This window comes from Pseudoalteromonas sp. SWYJZ98 (genome assembly GCF_015864495.1).
GTDB classification, from domain to species: Bacteria; Pseudomonadota; Gammaproteobacteria; order Enterobacterales; family Alteromonadaceae; genus Pseudoalteromonas; species Pseudoalteromonas distincta.
The window spans coordinates 205,083-219,155 of sequence record NZ_JADYXA010000004.1 but is presented as its reverse complement, the minus strand read 5'-3'; the positions used below and the strand labels follow the sequence as shown (position 1 = coordinate 219,155).

The following is a 14,073-nucleotide window of genomic DNA, read 5'->3' as shown; positions in this document are numbered from 1 at the left end:
TTGCCGTTTAAAACGGCGTTACCACTGTCCGCTTATGGCACAAACCGGAAATAGCTTCCAATTAACTCCGTATTTAAATTTTAGGTTTTAGCTGGGCTCTAATTAATAAATCATAATCTATTTGCAACACCTCGCTTAAATTCAAACTATTCTGAAGTTAACGCAAATTTTCAATTTAATTGGTGCTGGCCGAATAAAGGCTCATATGAGAATCAAATCGCCAGCTTCTTAAATAGAAACTAAAGATGTGACCGTTAAAAGGTTTATGCTAATTAAAAAATAACTACTCTTAACTATGACTCAGTTTTCTCTTTATAGTCACACAAATCCTCAATTATACAACTTCCACATTTTGGTTTTCTCGCTGTACACGTATAGCGCCCATGTAAAATAAACCAATGATGGAGGTTAAACATAAATTCTTTCTTATTTGGCGTATTTTTAATTATAGCCTGTTCAGTCTGCTCAACAGTCTTACCCTTAGCGTAACCAGTACGGTTTGCAAGACGTTGGATGTGAGTATCTACTGCTAAAAAGTATCTACCTTCATTATCTTTTAGCCAGCCAAAGGCTGTGTTGAGTACAACATTAGCGGTTTTACGGCCAACGCCTGGTAGGGCTTCTAATGCTTCACGATTTTCTGGCACGATGCTGTTGTGTTCATCCACCAAAATTTGGCACATTTTGTACACGTTGGCAGCTTTAGAATTAAATAAGCCAATGGTTTTTATATAATCACGCAGTGTGTCGTGACCTAAGTCTAAAATGGCTTGTGGTGTATTAGCAACAGGGAACAACTTTCGAGTGGCTTTGTTAACGCCTACATCGGTTGCTTGCGCTGAAAGAGTTACTGCTACAAGTAACTCAAATGGGCTTGAATATTCAAGCTCTGTAACTGGATGCGGGTTATCGTCGCGCAGGCGCGACAGTATTTGGTGACGTTTTTCTTTATTCATGCAACTTAAAACGTATTAGTGCTAATTGTTGCTCTAATACGTTCTCCCCTTAAGTTAAGCTAGTAACACGTGCTCGAGGTCCTTTTTCAGCCTCTGGCGGTGCAACTTGTTTTGATTTTATTTGTGCGTCAATTACGTTTTTTGCAGCAATAAGTAGCCCAAGCCCTAAAAAGGCACCTGGTGGTAAAATTGCCAGTAAAAATTGGTTATTAAAATTAAATACTTCTATGCGCATGCTCTGTGCCCATGGGCCAAGTAATAAGTCGGCTCCGTCAAACAGCGTACCTTGGCCAATTAATTCACGCATTGCGCCTAAAACAACGAGCACAATCATAAAGCCTAAGCCCATCATTAAGCCGTCAAACGCTGATAAATGAACAGGATTTTTAGACGCGTATGCTTCGGCGCGGCCAATAATGGCACAGTTAGTTACAATGAGCGGAATAAAAATCCCCAATGATTGATACAAACCAAAGGTATAAGCGTTCATAAGTAATTGAACAATGGTTACAAAGCCCGCGATGATCATTACAAATACAGGTATACGAATATCTTTTGGCACCCAGTTACGCACAATTGATACGGTAACATTAGAGCCTATTAGTACGAGTAAAGTTGCTAAACCTAAGCCTAAGGCATTTGTTACAGTTGAGGTAACCGCAAGTAGTGGACATAAACCTAAAAGCTGTACAAGGGCAGGGTTATTTACCCATACGCCTTCTTTGTATAATGTTTTTAACTCACTCATTTAGTAACCTCTACACATTCGGCATTAGGTGCTGCAAAAATATCATCAAAATTAGTTTGTGCGAACAATACGGCATTTTTAACAGAGCCCACAACAGCACGTGGCGTTATGGTCGCGCCTGTAAATTGATCAAACTGGCCGCCATCTTTTTTAACAGCCCAGCGAGCGTCTTCTTCGCCTTCAACCGTTAAGCTTTTAAATGTTGTAATCCAAAGTGATTTTTTAACTTCGACTTTGTCACCTAAACCAGGGGTTTCTTCGTGTTTAGTCGTACGGACGCCAGCAATAGTGCCATCGCTCAATACCGCTGTTAATAAGTTAATATCGCCACTGTAGCCGTTTGGCGTAACATGCCTAATAACAACAGCGACTGGTTTATTATTTTTACGAGCACGGTAAATTACTTGATTTGCGTGTGGGCCTAGTTTTTCGTCAGTAATAATTACGCAATCTTGTGATAATTGATTGTCGTACGATTTTGGGTCGAGCACTTCTTGTAGCTGCGCAGTAAGTTGCAGTTGTTCTTGCTCTGCAATCTTATCGGCAGTAAGCGCGTTGATAGAGGCAACTAAGCCCGTTGTTGCTAACGCAAACGAAGTTAAAATAGCACCATTTTTAGCCATTGACGAAATGATCATTTTACTGCTCCATGGCCATAAGTACGCGGCTGTGTGTAGTAGTCTATTAGCGGCACTGCAATATTAATCAGTATTACGCTAAATGCGATAGCATCAGGAAAACCACCAAAGGTACGGATTAAATAAATTAGTAAGCCAATTAGCGCGCCATAAATTAAGCGCCCTTTGTTAGTTGTTGCTGCAGATACCGGATCGGTTGCTATGAAAAAGGCCCCCATCATAGTAGCACCACTTAATAAGTGAAATAGGGTGCCCGGCTCTGTACCAGGTGATGCGATATAACCAATAGCACTACATACAGCTAAACTTGCGATAAAACTAACAGGAATATGCCAGTTAATTATTTTTGCTTTTAATAAGTATAAACCACCGGCTAAAAAGCCTAAGTTAACCCACACCCAACCAAGGCCAGCCCATTCGTTAAATATTGGTTTTTGCATGCTTTCGGTAACGGTTAAACCGTGTGCTATGTCTGTCTTAACAGTATCCAGCGGTGTTGCCATTGTTAGGCCATCAATCCCTGCACGTACTTGATCAAGGCTAAACCCAGAGGCCGTAAAATCGGTAAATATTAGCCTTAACTGATCAGCAAAGCCTATTGGCGTATTTATTAAATCGGTAACAGGCAACCATGCGGTCATTTGTACCGGAAAAGAAACTAAAAGCAGTACATAAGCCGCCATTGCTGGATTGAATAAGTTAAACCCGAGGCCGCCATAAAGCTGTTTAACTATAACAATAGAAAATAAACAGCCAATAACGATTATCCACCAAGGCGCAAGTGGTGGAATACTCAATGCCAATAACACGGCAGTAAGCCACGCACTGCCATCACTTAAAGCAGGCCAAACAGGGCGTTTTCGTATTAGCATTATTGCAGCTTCAAATACGCTTACAGCAACAAGCGCTAGTACCAATTGAATAAGTACACCTGTACCAAAAAAGAAAACTTGAGCAATTAGCCCAGGAATACACGCAGCAATAACGCTAAGCATTAATCGCGTTAACGATTTATGGCTGTGATTATGCGGCGAACTGGCCATGGTTAATTTCATGACTGATTATTTCCTTCTTTTTGTAACTTTTTAGCTTTTGCTCTCGCAATTGCAGCAGCCACGGCGGCTTTTTTCTTATCGTCGGCTGATTTAGGTTTATCTGCTTCAGTAGAATTGAATGAGTTATCGGTGTTACTTTCGGCACTTTTAGGTGCTGCGCTATCAACTTGTAGCTCTTGGGGCTGAGCTTGTTCGGTATCCTCAAATTCTTTAGCTGCTTTTTTAGCTTTAGCACGAGCTATGGCCGCCGCTACCGCTGCCTTTTTATCATCAACTGGCGTATCGCTTTGTGGCTCTTCACTCACGGTTTGCTCAGCGCCATCTAATGCTTTAGCCGCTTTTTTTGCTTTAGCGCGCGCAATGGCCGCCGCTACCGCTGCTTTTTTATCATCAACTGGCGTATCGCTTTGTGGCGCTTCACTCACGGGTTGCTCAGGATCTTCTAGTGCTTTAGCCGCTTTTTTAGCTTTAGCGCGAGCTATGGCCGCCGCTACCGCTGCTTTTTTATCATCAACAGGGGCATCGCTTTGTGGTGCTTCATTTGTTGATTGTTCAGCGTTATCTAATGCTTGTGCTGCCTTTTTGGCTTTAGCACGAGCAATGGCCGCAGCTACCGCTGACTTTTTATCATCAGCAGGGGCATCGTTTTGTGGCTCTTCATTTGCTTGTGCTGCCTTTTTGGCTTTAGCGCGAGCAATGGCTGCAGCAACTGCTGATTTTTTATCATCAACGGGTGCAGTCTCGGCCGATTCATCTGTTTGAGATTTTTGCTCTTTATATTTACGCGCTTGTTCTTTACGTAGTGCGCGTTCTTTTGCTACTTCGCTGTTATCTGGCTCTAGTTCTTCGCCTTGTTGCTTTTTAGCTTTAGCGCGTGCAATAGCGGCAGCAACAGCTGATTTTTCATCGCCGTTATCTGATTTATTTTTAACACGGGCTAGTGCCTCAGCTACTTTTTGTTTTTCGTCAGCAGATTTAGCCGCAGGTTTACGTTTATGGCGGTTTTGGCGTTCTTCTTGCTCACGCTCTAAACGTTCTTTTCGGGCATCAAAACGCTCTTTTGCTCTGTCGGCTTTAATTTTGTCAGCTTGTTGTTCTTTAATTTCAACTTTGGCTATACGGTAGTACTGTACAAGAGGGATTTCGCTTGGGCACACATAGGCACAGGCACCACATTCAATACAGTCAAATAAATTGTGTTCTTGTAGTTTGTCGTACTCTTTTGATTTAGCAAACCACTGCAATTGTTGTGGTAATAAAGAAGCAGGGCAGGCATCGGCACAGGCGCTACAACGTATACAAGCTTTTTCAGGGCCGGGCTCCGCTAGCTCTTTATGATCAGGCGCTAAAATACAGTTAGTTGTTTTAACTATGCCAATACGTACGGTGGGTAGCGTAAAGCCCATCATTGGGCCGCCCATCACAACACTTTGCTGAGGTACAGGCGAGAAACCTTGGCAATCAAGTAAATGTTTTATTTCAGTACCAAGTAGTGCCCATACATTTCCAGGCTTATGAATAGTGTTACCTGTTACTGTAACTATACGCTCAATTAGCGGTTTGCCTTCATAAACGGCCTGCTGTACGGCAAACAAAGTACCCGTGTTGTGCACTAAAATACCAATATCGGCAGGAATACCAATGCTAGGAACTTCACGGTTAGTAAGTAATTTAATTAATTGCTTTTCACCGCCAGATGGATAAATAGTTGGCACCGTTTGAATAATAATTTTTGAGTTATGCTCAGCTGCTTGCTTCATTGCTGCAATAGCTTCAGGCTTGTTGTCCTCTATACCCACAATGCACAGTGTTGGGTTTAAAAGTTGCTGCATTATTTCAATGCCTTGGATAACTTCTTTAGCGTGTTCGCGCATCAAAACGTCATCGGCAGTAATATAAGGTTCGCACTCAACAGCATTTACAATCAAAAATTCGATAGGTTGCTTGGTATCTGCTTTTACATAAGTAGGAAAACCAGCACCACCCATACCGCTAATACCGGCTTGGTGAATAATATTTATCAGCTCGTCATGACTAAGCTCAGCAGGGTTTTTATTTTTATTAAGTGCTACCCACTCATCTTTGCCGTCTGGTTCAATAATAATACTTAGTTCAGGCAGGGCCGATGGATGTGCTGATGGCATAGGTGCAATATCAGTAACCACACCAGAGCTTGGCGCATGCACAGGTACCGACCAGTTAGCAGCAGGCGCTGTTAGTGGTTGGCCTTTTAATACGTGTTGGCCTTTTTCTACAAGTAACCTACCGTTTGCACCTATGTGTTGCTTAAGCGCAACAATGAGTTTATCGGGCAAAGGTAGGCGAGTGATGCTCGCACTATTGGAGAGTGACTTTTGTTGTGGTGGGTGTATGCCGCCAGGAAATGCCCACACGGTGCCTTTTTTTATTTGTTCAAGTAACTTGTCCACTCAAACCTCTAATCTATTTGTGTAACAGGAATAGCGTCTAGCTGCCATTTCCAGTTTTGTTTAGTTTCGGCTACAGGTAGCATATCAATGCAATCTACAGGGCAAGGCTCAACACATAAATCACAGCCAGTACATTCATCAATTAATACAGTATGCATTTGACGAGTTGCGCCTAAAATAGCGTCAACTGGGCAGGCTTGAATACATTTGGTACAACCAATACATTCGTCTTCGCGAATATAAGCCACTGTTTTTATAGGTTCTGCTTGCTCACCACCGGCAAGTGGTTTTTCATCAACCCCCATTAAGCCGGCAAGCTTTTTCATGGTTGATTCACCGCCCGGTGGGCATTTATTTATTTCATCGCCATTAGCTATGGCTTCAGCGTAAGGGCGACAACCCGGGTAGCCACATTGTCCGCATTGAGTTTGTGGCAAAATAGTATCAATTTGTTCAACAATAGGGTTGCCTTCAACACGAAAGCGTATTGCTGCAAACCCTAAAATAAGTCCAAAAACGAGTGCTAGCGAACCAATCGCTATCAAGGCATAAAACAAGGTCATATTAAAACTTCACTAATCCAGTAAAACCCATAAACGCCATCGACATTAAGCCTGCGGTGATCATTGCAATGGAGGCGCCTTTAAAAGGCGTAGGAACGTCAGCAGCAGCTAAGCGTTCGCGTAGTGCTGCAAACAATACAAGCACTAAAGAAAAACCAACAGCAGCACCAAAGCCATATACTGCAGATTGTAAAAACGAATGATCTTCTTTGATATTTAATAAAGCCACACCTAATACCGCACAGTTAGTGGTGATCAGCGGTAAAAATATGCCAAGTAAGCGATATAGGGTAGGGCTGGTTTTACGCACAACCATTTCGGTAAATTGCACTACAACAGCAATCACTAAAATAAAGCTCATGGTACGCAAAAATTCGATATCCAGAGGGATTAAAATATATTGATTAACTAAATAGCTAGTTACAGAGGCAAGCGTAAGCACAAACGTGGTTGCCAAAGACATACCAATCGCTGTATCAAGCTTACCTGATACGCCCATAAATGGACATAAGCCTAAAAATTGTACTAATACAAAGTTATTGACCAGAACGGTTCCAATCAATAACAAGACATATTCTGTCATGTGTGCCTCACGCTATTAAAGTCCTGCGTATTATCCTTTTTTCTGCCTCGATAAACAACATTTGCGAGCTGTTATCAGTTAAATAAACGTCAGGACAAACATATTGATCACAAGGCTGTAAAATTAATGTGATCTTGATGTAAGGATAAAATAGTAGAAACAAAAAAAGAGCAACGAATGCTCTTTTTTGTATTAATTGAAAACCTGATTAGATGTCTTTAGGTTTTTCTATGTAATAACCTTGTACACCATCTAAACACAAAGTTTCTATAATGTGCTTTTCTTCTTGGCTCTCAACGCCTTCAGCAAATACGCTAACACCAATACGGTGGGCTAAATCAACCATTAAGCGCATAAAGTACTGATTGTTTTTATCGTCTTCAAGGCCGCGAGTGTAACTTGCATCCATTTTAATAAAGTCAGGTTTTAAATCGCGGAAAAATTTAAACGATGTTAAGCCAACACCAAAACGTTCAACAGTTACGCGTGCACCAACGCGGTGAACCATGTCGATAAAGCGTTTACTAGCTTTGATGTTTTGCTGTAAACCAAACTCGCTTACCTCAAATACTAGTTTAGATGCAATATGCGTATCTTTCAATAATCGGCGCTCTAGCCAAATTACAAACTGATCGTTGTGTGCACTTGAGGCTGTTACGTTTAAACCAAAAAACTTTTCAGATAAATTACGGCTTTTAACCTTTTCAAGAGAAGAGTCGATGATCAGGCGATCAATTTCTATTGCCATATCAAGCTTTTCGGCCATTGCTAAAAAAGAGGCGGTAGGCAGTACCTGATTGTCTTCTGTTTTAAATCGAACTTGTACTTCAGCGTAGGCTTTTATGCTTTTACCAAGCGGCATAATGTTTTGCATCACTAAATGCACACGCTTAGATTCAATAACTTCCTTAATAACCTTACGCCAGTTTTGATTACCAAACCCCGCACTTACGTTATTAACTAAATCGGTTTCGCGTTGTACGTGCCATGCATTAACTTGCTTTGACTGCGCCATGCTCATCGCGTTATCAACAACAGAAAGCAGTTCGCCTAACGGTTTACCTTTTTCGTAACCTACAATACCCGTATTAGCTACCGAGCTTAACTCTTGGTTTTGTTGGTATTGCGTGAAGCGCGATTGCAGGTTTTCACCAAAGCGCTCAGCTTCTTTTAAAGGAATGTGGGGTAGTACTACCGCAAAATCAGAGCTGTTTAATCTAAATACTTGGCTACCCGTGTAAGTGCCGCTTATGTGCTTAATAATATCAGCAACGCCTTTAACGTACTCGTCACCTTTTTGATAACCACGGCTTTGGTTTATAGCTTGTAGTTCGCTACAACGAACCATAGCTAAAGAGCCAAATGTACTTTGCTCAGTGTTTTCAATATTTTTTTCGTAATACTCAACAAACATATTACGATTACCAAGCGAGGTAATTACATCTTTGTACGCTTCATGCTTGATAGTCATAGCAGCGCTTTGAATGTCTTCGTTTTTGTTTTTTAAAAAATGTGATAACCGATTAAAACTAGGTACTAAATCTTTTCCCATTTTTTTCAATCGAGTGCCATCTAATGCTGCTTCTAAATCATTATCAAGTTGGTTTTGATTGATATAAATATCGATAATGTCAGCAACTGTTGTACTTATATTTTTATTTAAATGGTAAAAAATAGATTTCATTAGAATTATTGGAATAATAACTAAAATGGCAGAAATCAAAATAACAATAAAAAGGGACGTTTGTAGCTGCGACGCTAAATGCTCAATGTTAAGTACAAATTCAACTTTTATATCTGCGGCATCGTTTACAGCAAACTGTGGGCGTACAGAGTTAAAGTTAGAGAGTACAAAATCAGCAAACATTGGTAATTGAGTAGAGGAGTTAATGCTAAATACTTCAGCACCTTGGTAATCTCTTAGAGTAAAGCTTGAAAACGTATTACCATCTGCAATTGATTGTTTTAAATTTTGAGCAGAAATATCGTCTAAAGAAAGGTCATTAATATACTTAGTAACAGTTGTTTGTGCATTTTTTTGTGCATCACTTACCGCAGTATCAAAGCTTATAGATATGAAGTAGCTTCCTGCTGCAACACACAATAACCAAGAGATAATTTGTATAAAAATAAGTTTTTTAAATCCAGCCATGTTTTCAGTCTTTTAATAATCAAAAGGGAAGGAATCAAGTCCTTGATTAATAAACTAAGTACAGCGCATTAAAGAATTAAACTAATGCTTTAGTTATATAAGGAAGAGTAGTGGAAATAGCTTGAAATGTCTATGAAATTCTTAGAATTGGCTCCCCCTCCCCGACTCGAACGGGGGACCTGCGGATTAACAGTCCGTCGCTCTAACCAACTGAGCTAAGGGGGAACTAAAGTACTGATATTATGATGATTTGGCTCCCCCTCCCCGACTCGAACGGGGGACCTGCGGATTAACAGTCCGTCGCTCTAACCAACTGAGCTAAGGGGGAACTATATCATAAACATAAACTTGGCTCCCCCTCCCCGACTCGAACGGGGGACCTGCGGATTAACAGTCCGTCGCTCTAACCAACTGAGCTAAGGGGGAATCGTTTATGGTTGAAAAACTTGGCTCCCCCTCCCCGACTCGAACGGGGGACCTGCGGATTAACAGTCCGTCGCTCTAACCAACTGAGCTAAGGGGGAAGCGTCTTGCCTTTCAACGGGGCGAAATATTAATGATGGAGCCGCAAAGTGTCAACATATAAAAGTCATAAATTGAAAAAAGAGGTTTATTCGTTGTTTTTGTGTTCGATCTGCGTGATTTATAGCTCTATTAAAGCTATTTTTTTGAGAATTTAAGAATACTAATGCGAGTTTTATTATTGTTGAGTCTTTAAATTGGTTAAATTAAACACGCCATTAAAGCCACTTGTAATTAAAAAACAACTCAAAAACATAAAATTTCATTTTTTACTTTGGGGTATTCTTCGTATTTATTTACTTTTTTATTTTAATTTTCTAAAAATATACCTGCACGAATAGTCATTAAAGTATTTTTCCCCTTAATAGTGATCCAATTTTGATCTATAAATTGAGCATTTATTATCTTCGCTCAAAAATAGAACAATCAATAACTTAACTTTGTATTAAACGTTTTTTATTTACTAACGTATAACTATGTTAAGAAGAAAAATCGGCAAGCTTGCGTTTTCAGTGTGAGTTTATAAAAATGCCACAATTAGCAAATCAACAATTGATTGGACCTCAGCGAAAATTGCGAGTCTCTCAAGGCCTTTAAAAATGCGGCTTTGAATGAGTTATCCACGGTTTCTGTGGATAACTCTGTTTATGAAACTTTAAGAACATCATCGGCACCAATGTTTTAGGGTGCTACAACGATTTCAAGCTTTTAAATCACTATTTTTTATTCATTGTAAAACAGTAGGTTATGTTTTGGTGGCTAATAGATGTAACTCCATGAATGAATTTTTTCGTAACGATAAACCAAGTAGTTGCTTTGTGTAAAAAAGTATCAGATAACACAGGGTGTTTGTAATAAAAGTTATAAAAATGTGTTTTAATTGTTTTTTGGCGTGTTTAGGCTCTATTTTAACAAAAAGATGTAAAAATCAAGTTTTACTATTTTTTAGAATATTTACTTCCGTAATTACATCAATTGTAGTGATAAATCCGTGGCTTGAACTGCCTTGATGCTTTAAAATGATTCGTTCAGTAAAAAGAGGCCTATTTATTTCATGCGCGCAATTTCAAAATCTCAGACTCGCCCAGATTTACTAAACGATCCTATCTTGCCTACATTAAAGACGATGACCATACCGATGATATTCGGCATGATCACACTAATGATGTTCAATATTGTAGACACCTTTTTTATAAGCTTACTTGGCACCGAACCACTAGCTGCCGTGAGCTTTACATTTCCGGTTACTTTTACCGTTATCAGCTTAGCAATAGGGCTGGGGATCGGTACATCAGCAGTAATAGCGAAAGCGCTCGGCAGTAATAAAATTGATGAAGCACGTTTTGATGCCAGTATTTCTTTAATGGTTGGTGTGGTTCTGGTTATTGTGTTGTCATCTGTTGGATATTTACTAATTGACCCCATATTTACTTTGCTAGGAGCGGGCGCGCAAGTATTGCCGTTAATACACGAATACATGAATGTATGGTTTATCGGTAGCGTATTTTTAATAACCCCAATGATTGGTAATTCGGTACTGCGTGCCAGCGGTGATACCAAAACGCCAAGTATAGTAATGGGCGGAGCAGGGCTGATAAACGCCGTACTTGACCCAATACTTATATTTGGCTTTGGGCCGGTACCCGCGTTAGGAATTCAAGGCGCTGCCATAGCAAGTGTTGTTGCATGGTCGGTCGCTGTGGTTATTATTTTATATATATTAGCGGTTAAAAAACGTTTGTTGAGTCTAAAAGCGGGCAAGCAAACTGTAACTGGCGCTATTCGTAAAATATTAAAAATTGGTTTACCTGCTGCCGGCGCAAACATGCTTACACCTGTTGCAATGGCGGTAATGACCGCCTTAGTAGCGCACCATGGGCCAGAAGCCGTGGCCGCATTTGGAGTAGGCAGCCGGATAGAATCTATTGCAAGTATATTAGTGCTTGCGCTATCGATGACATTACCGCCATTTGTGAGTCAAAACTTTGGGGCTGGCAAATTATGCCGTGTTAAAGAAGCGTATACCGGCACACTAAAATTTGTGATGGTATTGCAATTTGCCATTTACGTATTACTAATTGCATTTTCAGGTGTAATAAGCCAATTATTTGGTAAAGAACAAGCCGTAATAGATGTAATTAAGCTCTTTATTTATACCATCCCATTAAGCTATGGCTTACAAGGGGTGATCATATTATCAAACTCATCGTTTAATGCTTTACATAAACCAATGAACGCATTGGTACTAAGCGTTATTCGTTTATTCATATTTTATGTACCATTTGCTTATATCGGCAACGAAATAGCCGGATTATTAGGGTTATTTATAGGCGCTGCCATAGGTAATTTATTTACAGCAATAGTGGCATATAAATGGTTTATGAAAAAACTAGAAGCGCTGAGCGGCGAATCGTTACAGGAGTGCAATAATTGAGCGACCATTTTCAGTTAAAATCACATTTCAAACCAGCAGGCGATCAGCCTACCGCCATTAAACAGCTGTGCGAAGGATTAGAAGCGGGGCTTGCACACCAAACGTTATTAGGTGCCACCGGTACAGGTAAAACCTTTACCATGGCCAATATTATTAGCGATTTAAATCGTCCAACAATAATAATGGCGCACAATAAAACATTGGCTGCGCAGCTATACGGCGAGATGAAAGAGTTTTTTCCTAAAAACGCGGTTGAATACTTTGTATCGTATTACGATTACTACCAGCCAGAAGCTTATGTTGTATCTAGCGACACATTTATTGAAAAAGATGCTTCGATAAATGAGCACATAGAGCAAATGCGTTTAAGTGCGACCAAAGCACTGCTTGAGCGTCGCGACACCATTATTGTGGCATCGGTATCGGCTATTTATGGTTTGGGTGACCCTAAATCGTACATGAAAATGATGCTGCTTTTAAAAGTGGGCGAAAAAGTAGATCAACGCGACATGCTACGCCGCCTTGCTGAAATACAATATACCCGCAATGATATAGATTTTAGCCGAGGTACATACCGTGTACGTGGCGAAGTAGTTGACATATTCCCAGCAGAATCAGACACATTTGCTGTACGTGTAGAAATGTTTGATGATGAAATAGAACGCTTAAGTATTTTTGACCCGCTTACCGGCGCAATTGAAAAGCACATAGTGCGCGCTACTATTTATCCTAAAACGCACTACGTGACCCCGCGTGAAAAAATACTTGGCGCTATCGAAAAAATAAAAGAAGAACTAAAAGAGCGACGCGCTCAGTTACTCAGTGCAAATAAGCTAGTAGAAGAGCAACGTGTAGCACAGCGTACGCAATACGATATTGAAATGATGACCGAGCTAGGTTATTGCTCGGGTATAGAAAACTACAGCCGTTATTTATCGGGGCGCACACCGGGCGATCCGCCGCCAACATTGCTTGATTACCTACCTGATGACGCATTAATGATTATTGATGAATCGCATGTAACCGTATCGCAAATTGGCGCAATGTATAAAGGCGACAGAAGCCGTAAAGAAAACCTTGTTGAGTACGGTTTTAGAATGCCCTCAGCAATGGATAATAGGCCACTGCGTTTTGAAGAATTTGAAGCTATAGCACCACAAACTATTTATGTATCGGCAACGCCTGGCGACTTTGAGCTTGAGCGCAGCGCAGGCGAAGTAGCAGAGCAAGTAATTCGCCCAACAGGGCTGCTCGACCCACTTATAGAAGTACGTCCTGTGGGCGATCAGGTTGATGATTTACTCTCAGAAATATACAAAAGTGTGGAGAAGGGCGAACGCGTACTGGTAACTACACTTACTAAACGTATGTCTGAGGATTTAACTGACTACCTAAGCGAGCATAATGTTAAAGTACGTTACTTACATTCAGACATTGATACCGTTGAGCGCGTAGAAATAATTCGTGACTTACGAGCTGGCGTGTTTGATGTGTTAGTGGGTATTAACTTACTGCGAGAAGGCCTTGATATGCCAGAAGTGGCACTTGTTGCCATACTTGATGCTGACAAAGAGGGCTTTTTACGCTCAGCTCGCTCGCTGATACAAACCATTGGCCGTGCTGCGCGTCACTTAGATGGCCGCGCTATTTTATATGGTGACAGAATTACAAAATCAATGGCAAAAGCCATGGACGAAACAGCACGCAGGCGCGAAATTCAGCATGCATACAACGTTGAGCACGGCATAGAGCCTCATGCTCTGGCTAAAAAAATACTTGATGTAATGGATGTAGGCGAGGAAGCGGCTCCTAAAGACAACCTTAAACTTATTCGTAAAGAGTCTAAAAAGGTTCTTAGTGCGAAAGAAATTGCCGTGCAAATTAAGCAGCTTGAAACCAAAATGCATGCATACGCAAGCGACCTAGAATTTGAAAAAGCGGGCTCTGTTCGCGATGAAATACATGAACTACAACAACAGTTGATTAATTAAAA

10 protein-coding genes and 4 tRNA genes are annotated in these 14,073 nt (G+C 40.6%); 2 read left to right on the top strand and 12 right to left on the bottom strand.

The window, feature by feature from the left end; translation table 11 throughout:
- Nucleotides 1–293: 293 nt before the first annotated feature.
- From nth to I6F10_RS05090, 12 genes are all read right to left on the bottom strand, one after another.
- The gene (gene nth, locus I6F10_RS05145) at nt 294–956 is read right to left on the bottom strand and encodes an endonuclease III (RefSeq protein ID WP_182721259.1); all 663 of its coding nucleotides are present in this window, start codon (nt 954–956) and stop codon (nt 294–296) included.
- 49 nt (nt 957–1,005) lie between these two features.
- On the bottom strand, nt 1,006–1,704 hold the full coding sequence (locus tag I6F10_RS05140; RefSeq protein WP_197098558.1) for an electron transport complex subunit E: 699 nt from the start codon (nt 1,702–1,704) through the stop codon (nt 1,006–1,008).
- The gene (gene rsxG, locus I6F10_RS05135) at nt 1,701–2,342 is read right to left on the bottom strand and encodes an electron transport complex subunit RsxG (RefSeq protein ID WP_197098557.1); all 642 of its coding nucleotides are present in this window, start codon (nt 2,340–2,342) and stop codon (nt 1,701–1,703) included. The genes I6F10_RS05140 and rsxG overlap by 4 nt, the downstream gene beginning before the upstream one ends.
- The gene (gene rsxD / locus I6F10_RS05130; protein WP_197098556.1) at nt 2,339–3,397 is read right to left on the bottom strand and encodes an electron transport complex subunit RsxD; all 1,059 of its coding nucleotides are present in this window, start codon (nt 3,395–3,397) and stop codon (nt 2,339–2,341) included. The genes rsxG and rsxD overlap by 4 nt, the downstream gene beginning before the upstream one ends.
- Nucleotides 3,394–5,826, bottom strand: a complete 2,433-nt coding sequence (gene rsxC / locus I6F10_RS05125) for an electron transport complex subunit RsxC (protein ID WP_197098555.1) — start codon at nt 5,824–5,826, stop codon at nt 3,394–3,396. The genes rsxD and rsxC overlap by 4 nt, the downstream gene beginning before the upstream one ends.
- Before the next feature lie 8 nt (nt 5,827–5,834).
- Nucleotides 5,835–6,389, bottom strand: a complete 555-nt coding sequence (gene rsxB, locus I6F10_RS05120; protein WP_002960333.1) for an electron transport complex subunit RsxB — start codon at nt 6,387–6,389, stop codon at nt 5,835–5,837.
- A 1-nt stretch (nt 6,390) separates the two neighbouring features.
- Nucleotides 6,391–6,972 carry an electron transport complex subunit RsxA gene (gene rsxA, locus I6F10_RS05115; protein ID WP_008134172.1) on the bottom strand — a complete coding sequence of 194 codons (582 nt, stop codon included), beginning with the start codon at nt 6,970–6,972 and terminating at the stop codon, nt 6,391–6,393.
- 208 nt (nt 6,973–7,180) lie between these two features.
- Complete coding sequence (locus I6F10_RS05110) at nt 7,181–9,124, bottom strand: EAL domain-containing protein (protein WP_197098554.1); 1,944 nt, start codon at nt 9,122–9,124, stop codon at nt 7,181–7,183.
- Between the two features lie 148 nt (nt 9,125–9,272).
- A tRNA-Asn gene (locus I6F10_RS05105) sits at nt 9,273–9,349 on the bottom strand.
- A 26-nt stretch (nt 9,350–9,375) separates the two neighbouring features.
- Nucleotides 9,376–9,452 (bottom strand) — tRNA-Asn (locus tag I6F10_RS05100).
- A gap of 21 nt (nt 9,453–9,473) precedes the next feature.
- Nucleotides 9,474–9,550: transfer RNA gene (locus I6F10_RS05095), tRNA-Asn, on the bottom strand.
- Nucleotides 9,551–9,571: 21 nt separating this feature from the next.
- Nucleotides 9,572–9,648, bottom strand: a tRNA-Asn gene (locus I6F10_RS05090).
- 1,052 nt (nt 9,649–10,700) lie between these two features.
- On the opposite strand from I6F10_RS05090, the gene I6F10_RS05085 reads away from it, so the two are divergent.
- Both I6F10_RS05085 and uvrB read left to right on the top strand, forming a co-directional pair.
- Nucleotides 10,701–12,080: an MATE family efflux transporter gene (locus I6F10_RS05085; RefSeq protein ID WP_154903413.1), complete on the top strand. Its 1,380-nt coding sequence runs from the start codon at nt 10,701–10,703 to the stop codon at nt 12,078–12,080.
- The gene (uvrB, locus tag I6F10_RS05080; protein ID WP_154903414.1) at nt 12,077–14,071 is read left to right on the top strand and encodes an excinuclease ABC subunit UvrB; all 1,995 of its coding nucleotides are present in this window, start codon (nt 12,077–12,079) and stop codon (nt 14,069–14,071) included. The genes I6F10_RS05085 and uvrB overlap by 4 nt, the downstream gene beginning before the upstream one ends.
- Nucleotides 14,072–14,073: the final 2 nt, after the last annotated feature.